The organism is Pseudomonas frederiksbergensis, from assembly GCF_000802155.2.
In the GTDB taxonomy this organism is placed as follows: domain Bacteria; phylum Pseudomonadota; class Gammaproteobacteria; order Pseudomonadales; family Pseudomonadaceae; genus Aquipseudomonas; species Aquipseudomonas frederiksbergensis_A.
Map to the genome: position 1 here is coordinate 261,912 of NZ_JQGJ02000001.1, position 21,410 is coordinate 283,321.

The 21,410-nt window shown below is 61.8% G+C and carries 16 protein-coding genes; 6 read left to right on the forward strand and 10 right to left on the reverse strand.

Annotated features, from left to right (window positions below; translation table 11 throughout):
• The first annotated feature begins 248 nt into the window (after positions 1-248).
• Positions 249-4,427: a DUF5801 repeats-in-toxin domain-containing protein gene (locus JZ00_RS01140; RefSeq protein ID WP_039591267.1), complete on the forward strand. Its 4,179-nt coding sequence runs from the start codon at positions 249-251 to the stop codon at positions 4,425-4,427.
• Between the two features lie 83 nt (positions 4,428-4,510).
• Here JZ00_RS01140 and JZ00_RS01145 read toward each other — a convergent pair whose 3' ends face one another.
• The 6 genes from JZ00_RS01145 to JZ00_RS01170 form a co-directional block, all read right to left on the reverse strand.
• On the reverse strand, positions 4,511-5,230 hold the full coding sequence (locus JZ00_RS01145; RefSeq protein WP_039591268.1) for a response regulator transcription factor: 720 nt from the start codon (positions 5,228-5,230) through the stop codon (positions 4,511-4,513).
• A 437-nt stretch (positions 5,231-5,667) separates the two neighbouring features.
• The gene (locus JZ00_RS01150) at positions 5,668-7,041 is read right to left on the reverse strand and encodes a TolC family outer membrane protein (RefSeq protein ID WP_039591270.1); all 1,374 of its coding nucleotides are present in this window, start codon (positions 7,039-7,041) and stop codon (positions 5,668-5,670) included.
• Between the two features lie 2 nt (positions 7,042-7,043).
• Positions 7,044-8,369, reverse strand: a complete 1,326-nt coding sequence (locus tag JZ00_RS01155) for an HlyD family type I secretion periplasmic adaptor subunit (protein WP_196304776.1) — start codon at positions 8,367-8,369, stop codon at positions 7,044-7,046.
• Positions 8,338-10,122: a type I secretion system permease/ATPase gene (locus JZ00_RS01160; protein WP_039591272.1), complete on the reverse strand. Its 1,785-nt coding sequence runs from the start codon at positions 10,120-10,122 to the stop codon at positions 8,338-8,340. Before JZ00_RS01160 ends, JZ00_RS01155 begins: the two co-directional genes overlap by 32 nt.
• Positions 10,123-10,261: 139 nt before the next feature.
• Positions 10,262-12,262: a M10 family metallopeptidase C-terminal domain-containing protein gene (locus JZ00_RS01165; RefSeq protein WP_039591274.1), complete on the reverse strand. Its 2,001-nt coding sequence runs from the start codon at positions 12,260-12,262 to the stop codon at positions 10,262-10,264.
• 113 nt (positions 12,263-12,375) lie between these two features.
• Positions 12,376-13,299, reverse strand: coding sequence for a LysR family transcriptional regulator (locus tag JZ00_RS01170; protein WP_039591277.1), 924 nt, complete (start codon positions 13,297-13,299; stop codon positions 12,376-12,378).
• 115 nt (positions 13,300-13,414) lie between these two features.
• On the opposite strand from JZ00_RS01170, the gene JZ00_RS01175 reads away from it, so the two are divergent.
• Entirely contained in the window at positions 13,415-14,410 is a 996-nt protein-coding gene (locus JZ00_RS01175; RefSeq protein WP_039591279.1) for an aldo/keto reductase, read from the forward strand.
• 72 nt (positions 14,411-14,482) lie between these two features.
• On the opposite strand, the gene JZ00_RS01180 is transcribed toward JZ00_RS01175, so the two are convergent.
• Entirely contained in the window at positions 14,483-15,178 is a 696-nt protein-coding gene (locus JZ00_RS01180) for a tRNA (adenine(22)-N(1))-methyltransferase (protein ID WP_082112017.1), read from the reverse strand.
• Between the two features lie 166 nt (positions 15,179-15,344).
• Here JZ00_RS01180 and JZ00_RS01185 point away from each other — a divergent pair, with 166 nt between their 5' ends.
• Positions 15,345-16,064 (forward strand): substrate-binding periplasmic protein, encoded by a 720-nt coding sequence (locus JZ00_RS01185; protein ID WP_230633465.1) that lies wholly within the window; start codon positions 15,345-15,347, stop codon positions 16,062-16,064.
• 30 nt (positions 16,065-16,094) lie between these two features.
• Here the strand turns inward: JZ00_RS01185 and JZ00_RS01190 are convergent, their stop codons facing one another.
• A complete protein-coding gene (locus tag JZ00_RS01190) occupies positions 16,095-16,553 on the reverse strand; it encodes a winged helix-turn-helix transcriptional regulator (RefSeq protein WP_039591285.1) in 459 nt (152 codons plus the stop codon).
• A 169-nt stretch (positions 16,554-16,722) separates the two neighbouring features.
• Between JZ00_RS01190 and JZ00_RS01195 the strand changes: the two genes are divergently transcribed.
• Positions 16,723-17,988, forward strand: a complete 1,266-nt coding sequence (locus JZ00_RS01195; RefSeq protein ID WP_082112018.1) for an MFS transporter — start codon at positions 16,723-16,725, stop codon at positions 17,986-17,988.
• Positions 17,989-18,014: 26 nt separating this feature from the next.
• Here JZ00_RS01195 and JZ00_RS01200 read toward each other — a convergent pair whose 3' ends face one another.
• The gene (locus JZ00_RS01200) at positions 18,015-18,866 is read right to left on the reverse strand and encodes a LysR family transcriptional regulator (protein WP_039591287.1); all 852 of its coding nucleotides are present in this window, start codon (positions 18,864-18,866) and stop codon (positions 18,015-18,017) included.
• A gap of 74 nt (positions 18,867-18,940) precedes the next feature.
• Here JZ00_RS01200 and JZ00_RS01205 point away from each other — a divergent pair, with 74 nt between their 5' ends.
• Complete coding sequence (locus JZ00_RS01205; protein WP_039591289.1) at positions 18,941-19,912, forward strand: DMT family transporter; 972 nt, start codon at positions 18,941-18,943, stop codon at positions 19,910-19,912.
• A 125-nt stretch (positions 19,913-20,037) separates the two neighbouring features.
• Here JZ00_RS01205 and JZ00_RS01210 read toward each other — a convergent pair whose 3' ends face one another.
• Positions 20,038-20,385, reverse strand: coding sequence for a carboxymuconolactone decarboxylase family protein (locus JZ00_RS01210; RefSeq protein ID WP_039591292.1), 348 nt, complete (start codon positions 20,383-20,385; stop codon positions 20,038-20,040).
• Between the two features lie 110 nt (positions 20,386-20,495).
• On the opposite strand from JZ00_RS01210, the gene JZ00_RS01215 reads away from it, so the two are divergent.
• Complete coding sequence (locus tag JZ00_RS01215) at positions 20,496-21,401, forward strand: AraC family transcriptional regulator (RefSeq protein ID WP_039591294.1); 906 nt, start codon at positions 20,496-20,498, stop codon at positions 21,399-21,401.
• The last annotated feature ends 9 nt before the right edge of the window (positions 21,402-21,410 follow it).

Here is a 21,410-nt window from a genome sequence, read left to right on the forward strand (position 1 = left end):
GCGCGTGGGTTGACGCCAAGGAAAATGATCGCGCTGGCGAAGGGTAAGTTCCGATTTTTCGCCATCGCAGGCGTTCGGACCCGTATTGACGGGGCGCTGGGCGCGAGCGACCAAGCGAGGGCCGACTAGTCCGAAACTCCCATGCCGCCTGGGAGTATCGGCCGATGCGCAATCACCCCGTGCATATCCATAGTTGCGGTCAATGGTCAACGGTCAGGCCTTGATGACCGCATGCTCTGGAGAAAGTCATGACTATTCGCGAGCAAGACTCATCACTGCTGAGTGATCCGACCTCGCTAGACGCGGCAAGCGCCACCGACGACCTCGGCGTCGTGGCAACCGGCGTGAACGTCACCCTGGACGAAACCGCCAACCTGCAGAACGCCACCGCCACGCCCGCCCCGGCGGGAGACGCCGACGACAACGACATCCTGGCGACATCCCTGCCCTCGTCCTTCGCCAGCCGCCTGACCGCGCTAGGCGCTGGAACGGCGACCGGCGCCGCCCTGAGTGGCTATACCGGCGCGGTGGGCGATACCGGCAGCGATGCCTTTACGATCAACGCCGCCCCTGGAGCACTCGTAACCGGCATCAGCTTTGTTGGCAGCGATGGCGCCCCGCTCGATGGGGTCGACAGTGGCTTGGACACCCTCGATGGCACCAGCATCCTGCTGTACACCGACACCAATGACAATATCGTCCTCGGCCGGGCCGGCGGGCCAAACGGTGCGATTGTCTTCGCCGCGTACATCGACGAAACCGCCACCGGCGGCAAGATCTGGACCGTGCTCTACCAACCGCTCGCCCAACCGGATAACACCAACCCGGACGACGCGGTCAATCTGCTCGACAAAGTCTTCGTCGGTGCCAGCCAGGACTTGGAGTTCAGCCTGGAGGGCGCCCCTTCCGGCCAGAACCTGTTCCTGATGTACACCTCGGCGGATCCGACCACCGAGCTGGTCGACGGCGTGCTGCGGATCACCGACCCCACCATCATCGCCACCGGTAAAAACCCGGCCGACCAGTCCACCGGGGTCAACATCAATACCGGCGACACCATCAACACCAGCCAGGCCGGCGGGCCGACCACGTTCGGCACCAACAACCAAATGATCGTCGAGCAGGAAGGCATCCGTTATTCGTTCGTCACCGGTGCGCGGCAGGACATGACCATTCCCAACCTGACCCAGACCGAAGCGGACGTGGAATCGAACATCGACTTCACCGACGTTTTCGATACGAAGATGGCCAACTTCGACGTGGTGCAATTGCAAAGCGGCAAGACCGCGGTGGTCAGGATCAGCGCCTTCAGCACCGCGGCCGAACCTGGGGTGGATTTCGTCAACGGCTACGCCGGTGATGCGCCTGTGGCGATCACCAACGTTCGCGTCATCAACATCGCCACCGGCGTGGTCGTGGAGAACTCCGACGGTACGGCCAACGACGCGGGCATTGTCATCAGCTTCAATTCCGGGGTGGCGACCATCACCGGGGTCCAGGCCGGCTACCAGATCGAATACACCACGACGGCGGACCACAATCGGGTGTTGATCGAAAACGGCGCGGCGCTCGATGCCAAGGGCAATAACCACGCGGACTTCGACATCGGTGGCTTCACGCTGGTCCAGGCCTCGGTAGCCAAAACCGAAATCGGCTCGAAGATCATCTTTGAAGACGACGGGCCGAGCATCAGCACCACCGGCACCGAGCCGACACTGGCAGTGGATGAAACCGTCCTGGCCACCAATGCCACGCAGAGCTTCGCCGCCAACTTCGTCTCCGCGTTCGGCGCCGACGGTGCCGGCACCCTGACCTATGCCTTGAGCGTGGTCGCGGGCGCTTCTGGCTTGACGGATACGGCCACCGGCGAGGCGGTCAATCTATCCCTCAACGGCACGGTGGTGGAAGGCCGCACGGCGACGACCAATGAGCTGGTGTTTAGCGTCAGCGTCGCCAGCAATGGCGAGGTCACGCTGGACCAACTCCGGGCCGTGGTGCACCCCGACACCACCGATCCCGATGACGCCACGACACTGACGTCCGACGACCTGGTCAAACTCACGGCAACCAAGACCGACGGGGATGGCGACAGCGTCCAGGCGACGCTCGACATTGGCCAGAACCTCTCCTTCGAGGACGACGGACCGAGCATCAGTACGACGGGCACAGTGCCGACGTTGACCGTAGACGAGACCGTACTGGCAACCGACGCCACGCAAAACTACGCGGCCAATTTCAACTCGTCCTACGGCGCGGACGGTGCCGGCACGCTGACCTATGCCTTGGGTGTGGTGGCGGGTGCTTCCGGGCTGACGGATACGGCGACTGGCGAAGCAGTCAACCTGTCGCTCAACGGCACGGTGGTGGAAGGCCGCACGGCCGTCAGCGACGCGCTGGTGTTCACCGTCAGCGTCGCCACCAATGGCGACGTCACCCTGGATCAAGTCCGGGCGGTCGTCCACCCTGACGCCAGCAACCCCGATGATGCGGTGACGCTGACCTCGGACAACCTGGTCACGTTGACGGCGACCATCACCGACAAGGATGGCGACAGCACCCAATCAACGCTCAATATTGGCCAGAATCTCTCGTTCGAGGACGACGGCCCCAGCGTCAGCACCACCGGCACAGAGCCGACGCTGACGGTGGACGAGACCGTATTGGCGACCGATGCCACGCAAAACTTCGCGGCCAATTTCCTCTCGGCGTATGGCGCCGACGATGCCGGTACGCTGACGTACGCCTTGGGCGTGGTGGCGGGGCCTTCCGGCATGACCGACACGGCCACGGGCGAAGCGGTCAACCTGTCGCTCAACGGCAACGTGGTGGAAGGCCGTACGGCCATCACCAACCTGTTGGCGTTCACCGTCAGCGTCGCCACCAACGGTGACGTCACGCTGGACCAGATCCGGGCGCTGGTGCATCCCGACCCGACCAATCCCGACGACGCCAAAAGCCTGTCCTCGGACAGCCTGGTCACGCTCACGGCGATCAAGACCGACAAGGACGGCGACAGCGCCCAGGCGACATTGAACATTGGCCAGAACCTGGTATTCGAGGATGACGGCCCATCCCTCGCGTTCGGCAACCTGGTCGGCACTGGCAGCGTCCTGCCGCAATACGGTTTCTGGAACCACTCCACCGGTGCCGATGGACTCGGCGCAACGGGTCTGGACATTACGCTGGTGAACGGCCAGTTCACCCTGGTCAGGCCGGACAATACGACCACCACCGGCACCGGTACGCTCACCGAACAGGCGCCCTCCCCGGACGGCAATGGCGCCTATCAGTTCGCGGGCACGTTGACCGGTGATTTCGACAACAATGCCGCCACGGCGGACACTGCGGTCGACTACACGCTCACCGCCTACGCCGACGGCAGCTATGCGCTGGACCTGGTGCAGGGCTTCAGTTCGACGATCGTGCGCAGCAGCGCAGACGGCGCCCTCAGTGCCGGCGGCCCGGATTCAGTGCGCACCTTGCTGATCCCGGACACCGATAACCCGGCCATCCCTTCAGCCTCAGAGGAAATCGTGTTCTTCTCGGCGAAAGCCCTCGCCTCGCCGACGGACATCCTCGCCGGCATCGGCATCGGACTCGCCGACCCCACCGAAGCTGCCCTGCAAACCACGCCACTGCCGTCGTATATCGACCCGGCGGCCATGAACGTCAGCACCTCCGGCATCGGGGTCGCCAACAACCTGCTCCAGGGCGACAACCTGGCTGCCATCGGCGCGGCCGATGAGAGCTTCGTCATCAACCCGGAAAGCCTGGTCACGGGCATGAAGATCTTCATCGACAATTCCGTGGCCGGCTACAACACCGCGACCGAAGACTTGTATTTCCGGATCTACTACGAGGACGGTACGTTCTCCAATCTCATCGAGGTCAACACCCTCACGCCCGAGGCCGGCGGACAGGTGTCCTTCGAGGTCGAGCGCGAGGGTTCGGTAATGATCGATGCCGTCCAGCTCACGATGGCCCGTGGCGCGATCAAGATCCCGGTGATCCAGTTCATCCAGGAAACCGAGAACCTGGCCAGCGATGTCCAGTTGAGTTTCAACGCGACCCTGACGGACAAAGACGGTGACACGGCGACGAGCGCCTTCGATGCCAACCTCTTCGCCGACACCCCCGATGACCCGTTGTACAACTACACGCTGGCCGGCACGGGCGGCGAGCGCGATGCCTTCAACGTTGACCTATCCTTCACCGAGGACACGTATCAAGTAACCGGCTTCGATGTCAGCCTGGACCTGCGCGATACCTTGGTGCTCAACGGCGACCAGGGCGCGGTGGTCCAGTCCATCGACAATGGCGGAGCGGACAGCATCGTGACGGTTGCCGAAACCGGAGGACAAATCACCACCATCACGCTGGTCGGGGTGGACCTGCTCAGCAGCGACGTGGTGCTGGGCGCAGCCTGAACATAGGGCGAGCATGAAAAATGCGGGGAGGACCTGGAAATCCTCCCCGCATTGTTTTTTCCGGATCTGCCCATCGTGTCGGCTCAGTCCAGTTCCACCCAGGTGGACTCGGGGGGATCCTCGTTATTGGTCAGCCCGTGCTTGAGGGCGTACATCAGCAAGTCGATCCGGTTGATGAGATTGAGCTTCTGGTAAATGTTGCTGAGGTGGTTGTGCACAGTGTGCTCGCTGATGCCCAGGCGCCCTGCGATGCTGATGTACTTGGCGGACGGGTCGCCGACGATGGCTCGAATCAGCTCTTTCTCACGCAGGGTCAGTCGCGCCTGCTTCGCCTGCTCCAGGTTGCACTGGGTGGGTACATGACCCATCGTGGCATAGCCTGACAACCCTCCGGCCCAAGCCCTGTCTGACCCGGTATCGCGGTGATGAACCTTGATGATCGCGCGGATGATCGATTCCGTCGGGTCTTCCGCCAACACGACACCGCGCGCGCCCGCCTCGATAGCCTGGGCAACGGGTACGGCTTCGTACAATCCCTTGAGCACCAGCACTTTCATCTCGGTGTTGCGGGTGAGCCCGGCGACGACCTCCAGCGGATTCAGCGCATCGGGAAAGAAGCTGAAAAAAATCACGTTGGGGCGTAATTGGTCGGCGAGATCCAGGGCGTTGGTGTAGGTGGAGGCCTGGCCGCTGACTTCCATCTGGGGTTTCCTGGCATTGATCAGATCGTGCAATCCCCTCAACACAAGGGGGCGACAATCGATCAGCAAGACGCGTATCGAACTTCGGTGGTCCGGTCTCATATTGATAACCCCCTTGAACAACAAACGATGGGGTTCATCCTGTGAACCAACGGCAAATGAGCCTGTGTGACGCAGCCGAACAAGACCGTTGAGTCCGTTTAAACAGGAATAATTATCAACGACTTACACATGATCATGCGTTGCACTTGGGTCCGTAGCCTGAGTCTAGGCCAGCCTGACGCAACGCCGGGTCGTCTCCTGCGCGACTCGTCAATTAATCGACGAGCGGTGTATTAGGCTTCATAAGTACAAGAATGGCGCCAATTTATCGACATCACGAACATATTTAGGGTCCACGTGCGCCCCGACGCGGCCTGGGGGCCTACCGGGTTCCGGTGACGCACCGCTTTGCCCCTGCTCGCGAAGAGGCCGGCACATCCAACATCTCATCGGCGGTGACAGCGCATTCGCGAGCAGGCTCGCACACATTTGGCCAATCAACGGAAATCCTGCCCAGCGCTGCCAGGGCTCAGCCAGCCATTGACGTGTTCGATACTGTCGGCGGGTGGCCTGCCAGCCCAGCGGTTGAGCGTCAGCACGTTGCTGAGGAATTCGTACTGGGTCTTGAGCAGATCCCGTCGGGCGCGAAATTCGTTGCGCACGCTGGCCAGCACATCGACCGAATTGACCATCCCATAGCTCAGCGCTTTTTCCGCCGCCACCCTGGACAGCTGTGCCGACTCCAGCGCCAGCCGGTTCGCGCCGATTTTTTCCCCATTGGAGTTGGCGGTCAGGTAGGCGTTGGTGATCTCCTTGACCACCCGCCGCCGCACGGCTTCCATCTGCTGCTCGGCAACTATCTGATCCTGATACAGCCCACGGACCCGCGCCGAGGTTGAGCCGCCGCTGTACAGCGGCACTTGCAGGCCGATGCCCGCGACATAGCTGTCGGTGCGGGGGGCCAATGAGTTGTTGTAACCCTCGTTGGTCTGTTGCGCGCTGAGGTTCAAGCTCAGGGTCGGATAATGCCCGCCCTTGCCGCTGCGCAGCGCCGCGCCTGCCGCCTCGACACCGCTCTCGTTGGCCTTGAGCGCCGGATTGAAGGCGATGCCATCACGGACCCAGCTCTCCAGGCTCTGTGCCGACACCTGCAATTGCCGGTCACTGCGAATCCGGTCGAGCCGTTCCTTGACTGGCCGACCGACAATCTCCGCCAGTGCCTCGCGGCTGAGGCTGGCCTGGTTGCGGGCGTCCAGCTCTTGCGCCGAAAGCAGGTCCACCCTGGCTTTGAGGTCGAGTTGATCGGTGATCAACGCCATCTGCTTCTCGTACAGCGCATTGACCCGGTCCAGGCTCTTTTGCGTGGTGCGACGCTCGGCCTTCACCAGTTCCAGTTCATCCTCGGCCGCCAACGCGGTGAAATAGCGCTGGGCCAGTTCCACGGCGGCCTCGGCCTGGCTGTCGAGCGCTTGCGACTCGGACTGCCTGGCCAGGCTCTTGAATTTTTGATAGTTCTCCCATGCCGCCTTGTTGTAGAGATACTGACGCAACACCAGGCCATAGCTTTCGCTGTCGTAACTACGTTCCACCAGATCGCTTTCCTGATGAATCCGGTTCGACCCGGCATTGAACGACAGCTGCGGCAACAGCGCGCCCTTGGCCTCGCGCTGGTGCTCGGTTCCCGCCTGTGCTTGCGCAAAGGAGGCGAGCACTTGCGGGTCTTCCAGCCGCGCCTCGCGATACAACTGCATGAGGTCGGTGGAATACATCGAGGCGTTTACCCCGGGGGGCACCGCGACCTCGGTTTGCGCCACGGCGACGCCCACCGCCAACACCCAGGCACTGCCCAGCAACGCGACCGACACGACCATGGTCATTCCTCGATCATCGATTGGGAAAGCGCATTGCGCGCCGGTTGCATCAGATACTGCAACAGCGTGCGTTGCCCCGTAATAATCAACACATCCGCCGGCATCCCTGGCAGCAATTTGCGCTCACCCAGCGTTTGCGCGCCCTCCTGGGTCACTCGCACCCGCACCAGGTAATAAGCCGTCCCCGTCTTTTCGTTGGTCATCCGGTCGGCCGAGACGCTGCTGACCTGGCCCTCGATCACGGGGGTGGTCGCGCTGTTGAAGGCGCCGAAACGGATGTCGGCCCGCTTGCCGATGGCGATGCGGTCGATATCCACCGGCGCGACCTGGGCCTCGATTACCAGGTCGGATACCGAAGGAACGATATCCAGCAATGGCGTGGCCGGTCGTACCACGCCGCCGATGGTGTGCACCGTCATGTCGATCACCATGCCCGCGTCGGGCGCACGGATGACCACGCGGCTGAGCCGGTCTTCCAGGGCCGAGGTTTTTTCCTGGAGGTCGTAGATCTTGGTTTGTACCTCGGCCAGTTGCTTGACCACCTCGGCGTTGAATTCCTTGTCCACCTGGAGGATCTGCAACTGTGTTTCGCTGATTTGCAAACGCGTCCGGTCGATGGTTGAGCGGTGGTCGGCGACTTCCGAACGCAGCAGTCCCAACTTGCGTTCCTGCTCGAGCAAGCGCTGCTTGTCGACGAAGCCTTGCTTGAGCAGTTCGGACAAGTCGCTGATTTCGCCGCTGTAGGATTTCTCCAGCTTGACTTTGGCGCCGACCATCGATTCCAGGCCCTTGATCTGTTGCCGGAACTGGCCGATGCGCTCGCGCAACACCGCGATCTGGCCCAGGCGTGAGTTTTGCCGGGCGCTGAATACATGGCTCTCGCCCTGGCGCGCCTCCATGCCCCGCAGGTTCTGCGGCTCGGTCATCTCGCCGAAACCTACCGTCGACGACATGTCGCGCTCGGCGATGAGCCTCGCCTCCATCGCCCTGGCCGCGAGCAATTGGCTTCGCGTCATCTCGTATTCAAAGCGCAGCTGCGCGTCGTCCAGGATGATCAGCGGATCGTCGCGCTTGACGATGTCCCCGTCATGGGCAAGTACCGCCTTGACGATGCCGCCCTCAAGGTGCTGGACGGTCTTGCGATAAGCCTGCACGGTGACGACACCGGGTGCATAGGCGGCGCCGTCGAGTGGCGCGATGGCCGCCCAGGTGCCGAACAGGCCGAAGATCAGCCCTACGATGATCACACCCAGGCGTCGGATCTTATGGTCGGATATCGGCAGGTCGGCGAAGCTGTCAATTGGGCGAATGGGCACCACGGGGTTCATCGGAATCACCCTTGCCGGTGTCGACCGAAGCCGCGCCGGAGCTTGCGGGTACGGCTGGCGTCTGTGCCTGCTGTCGCTGCGCGTTGAGTTCGGCCAGGACATGCTCGCGAGGCCCATAGACACTGATGACACCGGCGTTCAACACCATCAGCCGGTCAAGTTGCGACACGATGTTGGTCCGGTGGGTAATGACGAATAAGGTCGCGCCGGTCAGCTTGAGTTGCTGCACGGCGGCTGCCAGGGCACGGTCACCCACGTCGTCCAGATTGGAGTTGGGTTCGTCGAGGACGATCAGCCGCGGATTCCCGTAAAGGGCCCGCGCCAGGCCGATGCGCTGGCGTTGTCCCGCCGACAGCATGATGCCCTCGCTGCCCAGCACGGTGTCGTAGCCATCGGGCAGCTGCAAAATCATCTCGTGCACGCCAGCGGTCATGGCCGCCAGGATGACTTTCGCCGAATCGACCTCGGCGAAACGGGCGATGTTCTCACCGACGGTGCCTTCGAACAGTTCGATGTCCTGGGGCAAATAACCGATGTAGGGGCCCAACTCCTGTTTGTCCCAGGCACTGATATCCGCGCCATCGAGCCGAATCACCCCGAGTTGTGGTGGCCACACCCCGATCAGGGCCCGGGCCAGGGTCGACTTGCCCGCAGCGCTTGGGCCGATGATGCCGACCGTGCAACCGGCCGGCGCGCTGAAACTGATGTTCCTGATGATCGCGGTCCTGGAACCCGGTGCGGCGACAACCAGGTTCTCGACCCGCACGTCCCCCTGTGGCGCCAGCAAAGGCATGCGCTCGGGTTGCGCCTGCTGCTTGTCGAGAATGTCGTTCAGGCGGCTGTACTGTGAGCGCGCGGCGATAAACCCTTTCCAACTGCCGATGATCAGATCGATAGGCGCCAGTGCGCGCCCCAGCAGCACCGCCCCGGCGAACACCAGGCCCGCCCCCACTTGATGGTCCACCGCGAGGTAGGCGCCGAGCCCCAGCACCAGCGATTGCACGAGGAGCCGGAAGGTGCGTGAGAGCGTGCTGATGAGGGCGCCTCTGTCGCTGGCCAACGACTGCAACATCAGCACGTTGCGCTGGCGCCGTCCCCAACGGTCAATCAGGGTTTCAAGCATGCCCATGGATTCGATCACTTCGGCGTTGCGCAGGTTTTTCGTCGTGTCGAGTGTCGCCCCGATGTGTTCCTTGTTGGCCTGGGCCAGTGCCGGTCCGGTCAGCCGCTCATTGAGAAAGGCGAGCGCCAGCAACAACAAGGCGCTGGCCGTGGCAACCCAGCCAAACCAGGGGTGGAAAAGAAACATCACGGCGATATAGATCGGCAGCCAAGGCGCATCGAAAAAAGCGAACAGCCCGTTGCCGGAAAGAAACTGCCGCAAGCCTGTCAGGTCGTTCAACGACTGGGCCGAGGCATCCATGCCGCCACTGTCCAAGGCCCGTTTGAAACTGGCCTTGTAGACCTGGCGGCCAAGCAACACGTCCAACCGGGTACTGACCCGGACCATGATGCGCGAACGGATCCATTCCAGGGAGCCAAGCGTGATCACCAGGGTCGTCATGATCAGCGTCAGCATCGCCAACGTCGTGAGGCTTCCACTGGTGATCACGCGCTCGTACACCTGGAGCATGTAGAAGGTCGGGACAAGCATCAGCGCGTTGATGAAAAAGCTGAAGAAACCGACAGAAATGAAACTGTCCCGACAGGCTTTCAATGCTTTTTTCAGACTGTTTTCAGGTGCGCTTCGCATTGAAACCCCCTGCCCGAGAGACCCTCTTCTGGAGCGTAGATCATGGCGGGCAAGGGTGTATCGCGATTGGCCAGAATGTTTTCGGATCCAAGCCAATCCCCAGCCAGGGAGGTCACCAGGGATTGGAACGAATGGCCTGCTACCCGAATTGCTCCGGGGCAGCTACGCCCAGCAGTTGCAGCTCGGTAAAGGCATCGTCGCCGGAAGCAAAGATAAAGTTGTTGTCGCTCAGTTCCGAAGCCACATTGCCCTCCAGGGCGATCTCGAACCGGCGCCCTTCTTCATCGGCGTTGTAGCTTTTCAGGTAGGTCCGCTGGCCGTCTTCGCTGACAACCGCTCGCAGCGATGTGTAGTAACCGCTCCAGAGTTCGGTGAAACCCAACGCCGACACATCGATCTTGTCGGTGAGCGGATTGAAATCGGTGATCCGATCCTGGAAGTTACCGTCCGCCGTGCGGAAGCTGTCTTCGAGGGAATCGTAGCGGAATACATCCGAACCCTCGCCGCCACTGAGCACGTCACGTCCCAGCCCGCCATCGATGACATCGTGCCCATTGCCGGCCGAAACGACATCGTTACCGGCACCGGCGAGTATCTCGTCACCGACTACCGAGCCCACCAGCCGGTCGGCTGAGTCCGTCCCCTGGACCCGTTGCGGCGCGAATACCACATTGGTTTCATTGAGGGCGTCAGCCAGGTCACCGTCCAAGGCCAGTTCGAAACGATGGCCCTGCCAGTTCGCTTCGAAGCTTTTCAGATAGGTTCGCGTCCCTGCCTCATTGACCTGCACCGCCAAGGTTCCGTCCAATCCATTGCCGAACCCGCTGAAACCCAGCGACGTCAAGTCGATGCGATCCAGGTTGGCGTCGAAATCGGCGATGCGATCGCCGACTACCTGGCCGTCGATACGATAGCTGTCGCCGATCACGTTGATCCGAAAGACATCGGCACCGGCGCCGCCCTCCAGCACGTCCCGTTGCCCGGCGCCGTCGAGCAAGTCGGCACCGTCATGACCGCTGAGTCGCTCCGGGACATAGCTGCCTGACAGGACATCATCGCCCTGCCCCCCATCAATGCGCGGCAAGACACCTTCAAGGGCGCCGAACGTGGTGTCGAGCGTGCCGTCGGGGTTGAGCCGGATGAGGCTGAAATCAGGGTTGCCGAAATAGGTGCTCTGCCCCGCCACGAGGATTTTCCCGTCCGCCAGTACGGTGATGTCCCGCGCCATATCCCGATCCCCGGTCAGGTCAAGCACCGCTACGCCGGCATTGCCGAAGCTGGTGTCCAGCGTGCCGTCCTGATTCAGCCGGATGATCTTGAAATCATAACCGCTGCCCTCTTGTTCGCCGCCACCGGCCAGCAGGATCTTGCCATCGGCCTGGACTGTGACGGCGGCCGCCAAGCCTGCCACCTGCGTGTCGGCCAGGCCGTCCGTGCCGAAACTGCTGTCCAGGCTGCCGTCGGCATTCAAGCGCGCGACCACCATCTCGCCGTTGTAACCCGGCACCAGTAATTTGCCGTCCGCTTGCAGCGTGAATCCGTACCCTTCCAGCGCGCCAATGTCCGGGATGTTGAATTCGATGGCGTTGCCGCCATTGAAGGTCGAGTCAACCGTCCCGTCGGCATTGAGGCGACTGACCGAAAAAAGATTCTCATAGCTGTCACGATTCGACACGAGGATCTTGCCGTCAGGCTGTACCGTGGCACTGGCATAATCGCCCCAAGTCGCCGGCACGATGGCTTTGCCGTCGATACCAAACCCCTGGTCCACCGTGCCGTCGGTATTGATCCGGATCATGGCGATGCCGGACGTGAATTGCGGATAGACCAGCAAATATTTCCCATCCGGCTGGACGGCCGCGCTGTAGCCTTCCCCCGGGTAGATATCGGGGGGAAGCTGCGTCTTGCCATCGTCGCTGAAGGTCGTATCGGGGGTGCCGTCGGCGTTGAAGCGCATCAGCGAGGTCCGGTAGCCTTCGTTTTCCCAGCCCTTGTCCACCCCGGTCATGCCCGCCAGCCATATCTTGCCGTCCGGGGCCACCGCGATTTTCTTGCTGTCGTTGTAGCCGTCAAGGTCGACGAAGGTCTTGCCGGTGCCCGCTCGTGGGGTCAATCCTGCGTTGCTGTCTGCGTTGTCCATGCTGAGCCTCATGTGTCGATGGGGAGCTCCAGAAAATTTCGCACCTTACAAAATAGCCCCTCATGCCAGCTTCGCCAGTTTTGGATCCATCAGCACAGCACCCTTTTCAACCCTCACACTTTCTCCATCAGTTCACCTTGCACGTCCGCCACGCCATGCAGCAATTCGATCACCCAGTCGATGAACACCCGCACCCTGGGCGACAACTGCCGATGCGGCGGATAGACCACCGAAATCGGCCATGACGGCACCGGATGTTCAGCCAACACTTGCACCAGGCGCCCCTCGGCCAACTGCCGCTGGACGTGATAACGCGGCGCCTGGATCAAGCCGAGCCCCGCTTCGCAAGCCGTCACGTAGGCGTCGGCGTTGTTGACGGTCAGTTCGGACGGCAACTGCAGCTCGCGCACCTGCCCCCCCACCTCGAACTCGAACGGAAAGAAGCGCCCGTTGCCGGCGGCAAAACCAATGGCGCGGTGCTCGGCCAGTGCTTCAAGTCGCTGCGGCGTACCTGCGCGAACCAGATATCCCGGGCTGGCACAGGTCACTTGATGCAACCGCACGATCGGCCGCGCTACCAGCGCCTGGTCGACGATAGTGCCGGCCCGGATGGCGCAATCGACACCTTCGCGTTGCAGGTGCACTTGGCGGTCGTGGAAACCCAGGTCCAATTGCAGCTGCGGGTAGCGCCGATAGAACGCCGGCAGGTTCGGCACGATCCAGGTGCAGCCGAAGGCGATGGGCATGTCCACGCGCAAGGTGCCCCGGGGTTGGCTTCGTTGCGTGGAAACCGAGTTCTCCAAATCATCCAGCTCGTCCAGCAATTGGCCGCAGCGCTGGTAATAGGCTTCGCCATCGAGGGTGGCGCGCACTTGACGGGTGGTGCGCTGCAGCAGTTGCACGCCCAGGTGACTTTCCAACTGCTGGATCAACAGGCTGACGGTGGCCCGAGGCAACCCCAGGTCATCGGCTGCCCGGCCAAAACCGCCCAGTTCGACGATGCGCCGGAACACTTGCATTGCCTGTAATCGGTCCATGGTTTTCGGCTCATTATTTAGAAATGACGAATAGTTAAACCATAATCCCTGGCTTTATCCAGAAAACCGATTTGCGGAGACTGATCACGTCCTCTAAACCCAAAGGAAGAATTGCATGATCACTCGCCAACTCGGCCACCAAGGCCCACACGTCAGCGCCATCGGCCTGGGCTGCATGGGCATGTCTGACTTCTACACTACCGGCGCGGATGAGCGAGAGGCGATCGCCACGCTCCACCGCGCCATCGAGCTCGGCGTAACGCACTTCGATACCGCCGACATGTACGGGCCGTATACCAACGAAGAGCTGCTTGGACGGGCCTTGCGCGGCAAGCGTGAAGGGATCTGCCTGGCAAGCAAGTTCGGCCTGGTGCGCAGCGCCGATCCACACGCCAGGGGCGTCAATGGGCGCCCCGAATACGTTAGGCAATCGGTCGACGGCAGCCTCAAGCGCCTCGAAACCGATTACCTCGATCTCTACTACCAGCACCGTATCGACCCGCAGGTGCCAGTCGAAGAAACGATTGGCGCGATGGCTGAGTTGGTCAAGGCCGGCAAGGTCCGCCACATCGGGATTTCAGAGGCCAGCGCCGAAACCATCCAGCGTGCCCATGCCGTGCATCCCCTGGCGGCGGTGCAAAGCGAATATTCGCTGTGGTCCAGGGAGCCGGAACACAACGGCGTGCTCGAAACCTGCCGGCGCCTGGGGATCGCTTTTGTTGCCTACAGCCCTTTGGGGCGTGGCTTTTTGACCGGGGAACTGAAGACCCCGGATGATTTCGCTGTCGACGACTATCGGCGTTTCAACCCACGTTTCCAGGCTGACAATTTCTATCGCAACCTTGAGCTGGTCGAACGGGTCCGGGCCATGGCCGAGCAGAAACACATCACTGCCTCGCAATTGGCCTTGGCTTGGGTGCTCGCCCAGGGCAGCAACGTCACCGCGATCCCGGGCACCAAGCAGCGCCGATACCTGGAAAGCAATGTCGCCGCCGCCGGCGTTCACCTGAGCAGCGATGACTTGAATCATCTCGACGCTATTTTCGCCCCCGAAGGCGCCGTGGCGGGAGAGCGGTACAGTGCAGAGGTGATGACCTTGCTGGACGGTTGAAGGCACGTTAAACAGACTGCGACAGGCCCGTAGCCGATTGAATCGGTTTCAGGTCATCGAGATTCGTCGGACTCACGCCAGCAGTTCGCTGATCCACCGGACCTGCTGTGCGATTTCCTCCACCTTCTCTTCGGCCACGGCCTGCTGCGCCCGGGTGAAACTGGCCAAGGTCTTTTGCTTGAGGCGCAGCATGCGTTGCCATTTGGCGAGGAATACCGGGCTGCGGGCCTGTAGTTGCAACGGACCGAAGTACAGCTGTTCGGCGCTGTACCGCACTGGTCCGTCGCGCTCGGCGACAATGATTTCGTAGTAGAAGCGGTTCTCCTGCAATACCTCTTCGCGCTGGATGCGGTAGTCGTTGTCCATCAACCATCGCCGCAGGGGCTGTTCGCCGCCGTTAGGCTGGAGGATCAAGCGTTCCCCGCCGTTCAGGTGACGCTTGCCGCTGTCGAGAATGTCGCGAATCGTCTCGCCGCCCATGCCGCACATACTGATCGCCGTGATGCCGTCCGCCGGCTCGATCGCTTCGAGGCCGTTGGCCAGGCGCACGCTGATTTGTTCGTCCAGGCCACTTTCACGCACCGTGCGTTCGGCCGAGCGAAACGGCGTCAACGCCACCTCCCCCGCCACTGCCGCCGTGATCACCCCACGCTTGATCAATGCCACCGGTAAGTAGCCGTGGTCCGAGCCGATATCGGCCAGGCGCGCCCCTTTCGGCACGAGCCCCGCCACGCGTTCAAGGCGCATTGACAATGTCTGTTCGTTCAAGCGTGCGATCCTGTTTTCTGTCGCCCATATGGCGACTGCCTTGGCGAGGCTTGGCATGTTACCAGCGGTGGAAGGTAAAAATTGTCAGCACGTGATTGGGTCTATGCTTGTCTTGGGTTCGCCAGCAAGGGCGCACCGTCCATCAGGAGAACACGTGAAGCATTCGATGCCTGCCGCAGCGCTGCTCTGCCTGTTGCTCGGTTCTGCGACCGCAGACGAGCAGTATCAGGTCGTCACTGAGGAATGGGCGCCCTACAACTATGTAGAGGATGACCAGCTCACCGGCATGACCACGGAAATCGTCCGGGCCATCATGACGCTGACCGGCGACCACTTCGAAATCTCGGTGCAACCCAGCATGCGCGCCACGCAGGTATTGAAGAACCGGCCCAAGACCATCATGTACTCGCTGTTCCGCACACCGGAGCGCGAGCCGTTGTACAAGTGGGTCGGGCCGATTGTCGAAGAATCCATCCACGCCTACCAGCGCGCCGACTCGCCACCGATCGATACCCTGGAGCAACTGCTGCACGCGCCGCAGATCACCACGCGACACGCGGGCCTGGTGCCACAGACCTTGCAGTCGCTGGGGTTCAAGAACCTGGACAAGAGTGCGACCGAAAGCAGGCTGCTCTACCGCATGCTGCTGGCCGGACGAACCAGCATCATCGTCGGCGACACCGCTGCCGGAGTGGCGTACTACAGTCGCCAGTTGAACATCGCCCCGGGCATGTTGCGCAAGATTCCCATCGAACTTTACCGCTCATCGCTGTACATCGCCTTCAGCACCGACAGCGACGACCAAGTGATCGCCGCGTGGAGCAAGGCGCTGGAACAACTGCGCCGGTCCGGAGAGTTGACACGCATCCAACGGCGCTATGAGTAAGCTGCCAAACCCTGAAATGACTCGCTCGGATCAAGGCTCGCCGGCGATGCGCCTGACCCTGTGGCAATCCCATGGCTGCAGTTTCTGACCATTCGACGCGCGGACCTCGATAGGCATCAGCGGCTCGCCCGAGGCGTTGTCCAGCAGTACAGACCGCGTTTCCTGCGCGCTGAACAGAAACCGTTCGCCCCACTGCCGCAAGCTGACCACGATCGGGAAAATCTCCTGGCCTTTTTGCGTCAGGACATATTCCTTGTAGGCACTTCCGTCCGAGGCGGGCTGCACGTCGAATACGCCGACGTCGACCAATGCCTTTAGGCGCGATGCGAGGATGTTCTTGGCGACGCCCAGGCTCTTCTGGAACTCGCTGAAGCGGCGGATGCCATCGAAGGCGTCGCGGATGATCATCAGTGACCAGCGGTCGCCGATGATGTCCAGTGTTCGGGCTACTGGGCACTCGCTGTTCGGGGAGGGGGTAGTTTCTGACATTGTGGTTCCTGGTTGTTTGCGCTGTTTTGTTCGTGTGTATATCCCCGGCAGAAAAAACCCGCGCCACCGAAAAGATTCATCGCAGCCCCATCAAACTAGTTGCAATTCAAAACCTAATCAAGCAAGACTCCAATCAGGTTTTTATTTGCAACCAGATTGGAAGGCGCACATGACCGCATACCCCCCCCCAAGCCAAGGCCTCTCACCCTCTTTAACAACCCTTTTCTCCATCACCTGCGCACTGGCAGTCGCCAACGTCTACTTCGCCCAACCGCTCCTCGCCTCGATGGCCGAAAGCCTGGGCGTCGCTCCCGCCGCGATCGGCATCGTCGTCACAGCGACTCAACTCGGATACGCACTGGGATTACTTTTCATCGTCCCGCTGGGCGACAAAACCAACGGCAAACGGCTCATCCTGACCCTGGTAACGTTGTCCGCAATCGCACTGGCAGCCGTCGGCGCATCCCAGCATTGGCTCGTCCTGCTGGGCGCCATGATCATGACCGGCTTGCTCGCTGTCGTCGTCCAGGTGCTCGTGGCCTACGCCGCCGTGCTATCTGCGCCAACACGCCGTGGCCAGGCCGTGGGAACCCTCACCAGCGCGATCGTGCTGGGCATACTTCTGGCGCGGTTCATTTCCGGATTCATTGCCGACCTCGCAGGCTGGCGCGCGGTCTATCTTGTGTCGTCGGGACTGATGCTGATCATCGCGACCGTATTCTGGAAAGTGGCTCCCACCACCGCGCCGCCGCGTAATCGGCAGTCCTACCCGGCGCTGATCCGCTCACTGTTCCAACTGTTCATGACCGAACCGCTATTGCGGACCAGAGGCCTGTTCGCGCTGCTGATCTTCGCCGCATTTTCCGTACTGTGGACGGCTATGGTGCTACCATTGAGCGCCCCGCCGCTGTCGCTGTCCCACACCGCCATCGGCCTGTTTGGCCTGGCCGGGGTTGCCGGAGCGCTGGCGGCCAGCAGAGCCGGTCGCTGGGCCGATCGGGGTTTGGGACACCGCGTGACCGGCGTGTCGCTGGGGCTCCTGGTGCTCTCATGGCTACCTATCTCGTTCGCCGAAAGCTCTCTGATCGCCCTGGTCTGCGGCGTGGTTCTGCTCGACTTCGCCGTACAAGCCGTGCACGTCACCAACCAGAGCCTGATTTTCGCCGCACGTCCCGACGCGCAGAGTCGCATGGTCGGCGCCTACATGTGCTTCTACTCGATCGGCAGTGCGCTCGGTGCTGCCGCCGCGACCCAGGTCTATGCACGCTGGGGCTGGATCGCAGTCAGTTGGCTGGGCGGGTTGATCAGTCTTGGCGCGTTGGTTGTGTGGGCTGTTTCGGTCTATCGGGCCCAGCCAGTCGCTCGCTTATCCTGCCCTACACGATCTTGCACATCAGGCCGTCCGAAGAATAGCGTCAGGGGCACGGAACGCTAAGCCCCCAGGCCACATAAAGCCTTTGCCTACAGCCGAAAACGCTGCTGCATGGCCTCGCCAAGCAGATCGACCGCTTCTTCGGTACACGAGGCTTCGGACCGCATGAATACCACCTCATGGTCCGTGATCACCGGTAGATCACTGAGGATCCGCATATCCTTCGTCACGCGGCCACGGTCGATCAGGCTGATCGCCAAACCGGCTTCCACGCACGCCTTGACGGCCTGGTTCGATGGGCTTTCCAGGACGATTCGCACCCTGCGCCCGCTTTGCCGGAGCGCCTGCAACATGACTTGGCGGTAAGGGCATTGCGGCGCATGCACGGCTAGCGCAAGGGGCTCCGTCAGACTCGCGGATGCGTGTATGGCCGCAACCCAGACTGGCGTGGTGGTGACCAGGACCTCCCCGGCCTGCCGTTGACCTTTCGGCAGGGTGAGCACGGCCGCTTGAAGCTTGCCGCGCTGCACCTGTTCACGCAGCGCATAGCTGGGCGCGGTCTTGAGTTCCAGGATCACGTTGGGCCAGGCTGCCGTGAACGTCGGGAGAATGTCGCGAATGACGTGGTCCGCATATTCGTCCGGCACGCCGAGCATGATGCGTCCCGCCAATTGTGTGCCGTGGAGATCGGCGAGCACACGGTCGTGGGTCGCGAGCAGCTCCGTGGTGGAAATGAGCAAGCGCTTGCCCAGGGCAGTCAGGGAGACCGCCTGATTGTCACGGTTCAGCAAGCGCCCCCCGGCGACGGCTTCCAATCGCTGAATGTGGACGCTCACCGCCGCCGGACTTTTATGAAGCTGCTGCGCCGCGCCGCTGAACTTGCCCAACCGCGCGACCGCATGAAAGGTCCGGATCAGCTCGATATCCAGTATGGCTGTCATGGTTCAACCTTTTTGAACAACTGCTGCAGGATATTTTGATTTATTAGATTAGGCTGCTTTCGTAGCCTGTGCTCATGAACCCGACCAAATCGATTACTTGCGCGTCCTCGCCCAGCGGCTGTCAGCTGGTTCCATTGCCCTTGCTCGAAGCGGCACTGCTGGTGGCCTGGAGCTCAGGCTTCGTCGGCGCGCGATTTTCCCTTGATTACGCGCCGCCATTGCTGGTGGTGTTCTGGCGCTGCGTTCTGGTCACCCTTTTGCTGTTTCCCTTTGTCGCAAGAGAACTGCGGCAGATCTCGCCGATGACGTTGGTGAAGAATGCCGGCATCGGCCTGCTGGCGATGGCCGGCTATCTGGCCGGCATCACCCAAGGCATTGCCCTGGGCGTGCCGGCAGGCCTGGCGGCGTTGTTCGCGGACCTGCTGCCGATGGGCCTGGCACTGTTGGCCGCCGGTTTGCTGGGACAGCGCATGGCGCCGCGAGTCTGGGCAGGTCTGGTCATTGGTTTGGCAGGCGTTGCCCTCGGCACCCATGGTGCGTTGGCCTGGGGTAACGCACCCTTGTGGGTTTATGGGCTGCCACTGCTTGGCATGTTGTCGCTCGCTGCCGCGACCCTGTGGCAAAAGCACCTGCCCGCTTCGCAATCGATGGGCCTGTTGCCTAACCTCTGGCTGCAGTGCTGCGTGTCGGGCGTGGCCTTCGCCCTGATCGAGGGCTCGCAGGGCAGCTTGGCACCGATCCCCAGCACAGGTTTCGCAGTGAGTGTGTTGTGGACTGCAGGGTTGTCGACGGTTGGCGGATATGGACTCTATTGGTTGTGCCTGCGCCGCGCATCGGCCACGCGTGTTGCCAGCGTCCTGTACCTGAGCCCGCCCATAACGATGGTGTGGGCCTGGGCAATGTTCGATGAGCCGTTGTCGTGGCAAATGGCGTTGGGGATGGCGGTGTCTGCCGTCGGTATCTGGATGGTTGTGCGCGAGGAAGCACGTGAGGCGCGACGCAGAAGACCTCACGGAACGGCAGCCGAGTCGGAGACTGTCGGTTAAGTCTTCACATCGAAGCTTTTTACGATGGCCACGAAGCCGTCCTGCGAGGGGATTGCGTTTCAGCGCATGAAACAATCACGAGAAAGCCCGGGCACACCGTGCACCGGGCTTTGCAAAGCGCAGGATCAAGCCGGCTGCTTAAGCGTGTCGTACGCCTCCAGCGACCGCAGCGAGTAGATATACGCAGCACCCGCATTCAACGAGATGGCGGTTGCCAGGGCGGCGGCGACTTCCTCGCGGCTGGCGCCGGCCTTGATCGCCGCATCGGTGTGCACGCCGATGCAACCGTCGCAACGCGTGGTGATCGCCACGGCGAGGGATATCAATTCGCGGGTCTTACCATCGAGCACGTTGTTTTCGCTGGCGGCTTCGCCAAGCGCCGTATACGCCTTGACCATTTTCGGGTTGCTGCGGCCAAGGGCACCAAAGGCTTTCTGGATGGTGGGCAACAATTCGGACCAGTTATTGAACATGGCATTAACTCCTGAGTGGGTTGGGTGTACTGTTTCAACGCCCTCAGTTTTCCAGCTGGGCGTGGGTCGGGTTTGTTCGATCCGCTCAGTTTTTTTCGCGAAGCGCTCAAATGAATGCCATCGATAAACTCATCAGCCTGGCGAACGTGCGCGGCAGCCTCGACCTGCGTTGCCAGTTCGAGGGTGACTGGGCCCTCGATCATGAACAGCAAGCCCTTGGCAATGCGCCCTACCACATCGTGCTTGCGGGTGAATGCCGGGTGGAGTTCCCCGACGGCCAGCGCTTGCCCATGCGCGCCGGCGACATCCTGTTGTTGCCCCGGGGCGCCCGGCACATGATGCACAGCCCTGGGAAAATCGTGGCCCCGACCTCACCCAAGATCATCAGCGGCGACACGCTGCCAATCCATCGCATCGGCGGTGCCAGCGCGGAACTGGATATGCTCTGCGGTGGATTTCACTTCAACCGCGCCTCGCTGTTGTTCGCGTCGTTGCCTGAGTATCTGGTAATTCCCAGCGGCGCGCTGCCGGCCAACGGACCATTGCCGGCACTGGTCGATGTCATTCGCGCCGAAGCGGAGGGGAACAAGGTCGGCGCGCGCTTGCTGCTGGATGCGTTGTCGCAGGCACTGTTCACTTTGATCCTGCGGGCGCACCTGGCGAACCACGGCCAGGACAGCGGCTCGTTCGCACTGCTGGGAGACAAGCGCCTTGGCCGCGCGTGGCAGGCGATGCTGGATGATCCTGCCCATGAGTGGACGATACAAAGCCTGGCGGACCTGGCGAGCATGTCCCGGGCCAACTTCATGCGGGCATTCGTCAAAGTGGCGGGCGTCTCGCCGTGGGTACTGTTGACCCAGGTGCGCATGGAATTGGCGTTCAGCCTGCTGAGTCATTCGCATCTGGGCTTGAGCGATATCGCGGTACAGGTGGGCTATCAATCCCAGGCAGCGTTCAGCAAGAAATTCAAGGAAATCTATGGCGAGGCGCCGGGGCGCGTGAGACGGGCGTTATAACCCGCCTGC

Excerpts from the sequence above, each read along its gene's own strand:
- JZ00_RS01140 (WP_039591267.1), top strand. The coding sequence starts at position 249 with ATGACTATTCGCGAGCAAGACTCATCACTGCTGAGTGATCCGACCTCG.
- JZ00_RS01145 (WP_039591268.1), bottom strand. The coding sequence starts at position 5,230 with ATGAGACCGGACCACCGAAGTTCGATACGCGTCTTGCTGATCGATTGT.
- JZ00_RS01150 (WP_039591270.1), bottom strand. The coding sequence starts at position 7,041 with ATGGTCGTGTCGGTCGCGTTGCTGGGCAGTGCCTGGGTGTTGGCGGTG.
- JZ00_RS01155 (WP_196304776.1), bottom strand. The coding sequence starts at position 8,369 with ATGAACCCCGTGGTGCCCATTCGCCCAATTGACAGCTTCGCCGACCTG.
- JZ00_RS01160 (WP_039591272.1), bottom strand. The coding sequence starts at position 10,122 with ATGCGAAGCGCACCTGAAAACAGTCTGAAAAAAGCATTGAAAGCCTGT.
- JZ00_RS01165 (WP_039591274.1), bottom strand. The coding sequence starts at position 12,262 with ATGGACAACGCAGACAGCAACGCAGGATTGACCCCACGAGCGGGCACC.
- JZ00_RS01170 (WP_039591277.1), bottom strand. The coding sequence starts at position 13,299 with ATGGACCGATTACAGGCAATGCAAGTGTTCCGGCGCATCGTCGAACTG.
- JZ00_RS01175 (WP_039591279.1), top strand. The coding sequence starts at position 13,415 with ATGATCACTCGCCAACTCGGCCACCAAGGCCCACACGTCAGCGCCATC.
- JZ00_RS01185 (WP_230633465.1), top strand. The coding sequence starts at position 15,345 with ATGCCTGCCGCAGCGCTGCTCTGCCTGTTGCTCGGTTCTGCGACCGCA.
- JZ00_RS01190 (WP_039591285.1), bottom strand. The coding sequence starts at position 16,553 with ATGTCAGAAACTACCCCCTCCCCGAACAGCGAGTGCCCAGTAGCCCGA.
- JZ00_RS01195 (WP_082112018.1), top strand. The coding sequence starts at position 16,723 with ATGACCGCATACCCCCCCCCAAGCCAAGGCCTCTCACCCTCTTTAACA.
- JZ00_RS01200 (WP_039591287.1), bottom strand. The coding sequence starts at position 18,866 with ATGACAGCCATACTGGATATCGAGCTGATCCGGACCTTTCATGCGGTC.
- JZ00_RS01205 (WP_039591289.1), top strand. The coding sequence starts at position 18,941 with ATGAACCCGACCAAATCGATTACTTGCGCGTCCTCGCCCAGCGGCTGT.
- JZ00_RS01210 (WP_039591292.1), bottom strand. The coding sequence starts at position 20,385 with ATGTTCAATAACTGGTCCGAATTGTTGCCCACCATCCAGAAAGCCTTT.
- JZ00_RS01215 (WP_039591294.1), top strand. The coding sequence starts at position 20,496 with ATGAATGCCATCGATAAACTCATCAGCCTGGCGAACGTGCGCGGCAGC.